Annotated in this window: 3 protein-coding genes; all 3 read right to left on the bottom strand. The window is 66.5% G+C overall.

The annotated features are described in order from the left end of the window. Window positions 1-559: cyclic nucleotide-binding domain-containing protein (locus BFE01S_RS36695; RefSeq protein WP_042340104.1), on the bottom strand; the 559-nt coding region annotated here is incomplete at its 3' end. 13 nt (window positions 560-572) lie between these two features. After that, window positions 573-980 (bottom strand): response regulator, encoded by a 408-nt coding sequence (locus BFE01S_RS36690; protein WP_028229711.1) that lies wholly within the window; start codon window positions 978-980, stop codon window positions 573-575. A 152-nt stretch (window positions 981-1,132) separates the two neighbouring features. Further along, on the bottom strand, window positions 1,133-1,780 hold the full coding sequence (locus BFE01S_RS36685; RefSeq protein WP_028229710.1) for a response regulator: 648 nt from the start codon (window positions 1,778-1,780) through the stop codon (window positions 1,133-1,135). Window positions 1,781-1,807 lie beyond the last annotated feature (27 nt).

Raw genomic sequence — 1,807 nt, 5'->3', positions numbered from 1 at the left:
CCGCGCTCATCGTGCCCAGCAGCATCATGAGGCTCGATTCGCGCACGATCTCGCCGCTCATCAGGCGATAGAGGTGGTGCTGCATGCGCCGGCTGTCGCGGCACATCGCTTCGAACTGGCCGAAGGGAATCACGCACACCGTGCTGTCTTCGAGCGCGATGGCTTCGCAGTTGTGCGTGCCCGAACTCAGACCGTCCAGCCCGAGCGGCTCGCCCGGGATCGGGAATCCGGTGACCTGCTCGCGGCCGTCGCGATGCATGACCACGGTCTTGAAGGCGCCCGTGCGCACGGCATAGAAGCTGTGGAAAGCATCGTGTGCGCGAAACAGCGCCTCGCCGCGCCGCACGTGGCGCGTGGTGAGAACGACGGTGTCGAGCCGCCGAAGCTCGGCGGCATCGAGATCCGGGGGCATGCAGACCGCGCGCAGCGAACAGGAGGAGCAGCGCGTGACGGCACGGCGCGGCGTGTCCTCGCGCATCGCGGGGTGCAGGGGAATGATCGGCCGCTGCATGGGCGAGGGCGCCGGCAGGGAGGAATCGCATACGGGGTCGGCGTACATGGTTATCTCCAGTTCAACGCGCGGCACTCGCGCGATCTTGCACAAGCGTTTCGATGGTGTGGCAGGCGGCAGCGAATTCCGAGGTCTTGTCGAAGAAGAAGCCGGCACCGGCCTGCTCGCAGGCGGCCCGGAACGGCGCGCCGGTATGGTTCGTCAGCACGACCGTGATGAGCGACGGCTGCAGGCGCGAGAGCTGGGCAATGAGATCGATGCCGCTGCTCGCGGTCAGCCGCAGATCGACGACGGCGACGTCGGCCCCGCTTGCCCCGATCTGCGCGAGCGCGGTAGCCGTATCTTCGGCTTCGCCCACCACCACCACATCCGGGATGGCGGAGAGCACTTCGGCGATCCTGCGCCGGACCGGCGATGCGTCCTCCACGAGGAACACGTTCAGCTTCGATGGGGTCGGGTGAGCTTCCATGCAGCCAGTATCGGCGGCGCCATCCCGAAAAGAAATCGGCGCCGGTGGAAATTGGCGTAAGCGAAAAGGAAGGCGTGTAGGGCGATTCCTACACGCCTGCGACGCCGTACCGCGATGCCGTGCGCATCCGTGGCACGGGTCATGCGGTTGTCTCAGGGCTCGTCCTGGTCGTCGAGCAGCTTGTGGCGCAGGGCGTAGCGCACGAGGGCGGCCTCGTGCGGCATCTGCATCTTTTCGAGAATGCGGACCTTGTAGGTGCTCACGGTCTTCGCGCTCACGCAGAGCGTCTGCGCGATTTCGGTGATGGTCTCGCCCGCCGCAATGCGCCGGAAGACCTCGAATTCGCGGTCCGAGAGCCGCTGGTGCGGCAGCGTGTCGGCGGGTTCGTTCAGGCTTTGCGCGAAGCGCTCCGCCATCGCCATGCTCACGTACACGCCGCCGGAAGCCACCTTCGTCACGGCGCTCACGAGTTCGGCGCTCGCGCTTTCCTTGGTGAGATAGCCGGAGGCGCCCGCCTTGAACGCCCGCACGGCGTATTGCTGTTCGGCGTGCATGGTCAGCACGAGGATGCGCAGCTCCGGCTTCTCCTCCTTGACCTGCTTGATGAGATCCACGCCGCTGCGGCCCGGCATCGAGAGATCGAGCACCAGCACCCGGGCGCTGCGTTCGCGCACGAGCGCAAGCGTGGTGGCGGCATCCCAGCCTTCTCCCACGACTTCGAAGTCGTGGGCGCTTTCGAGAATGCGGCGCAGGCCGTCACGCACCAGCGTATGGTCGTCGGCAATGATCACCTGGATCATGAGGCGGCCTCTTCGGACTGGAGGGCA

It is taken from the genome of Paraburkholderia ferrariae NBRC 106233 (assembly GCF_000685035.1).
Lineage (GTDB): Bacteria > Pseudomonadota > Gammaproteobacteria > Burkholderiales > Burkholderiaceae > Paraburkholderia > Paraburkholderia ferrariae.
The sequence above is the reverse complement of the archived record's forward strand: the minus strand, read 5'-3'. Positions and strand labels throughout refer to the sequence as shown.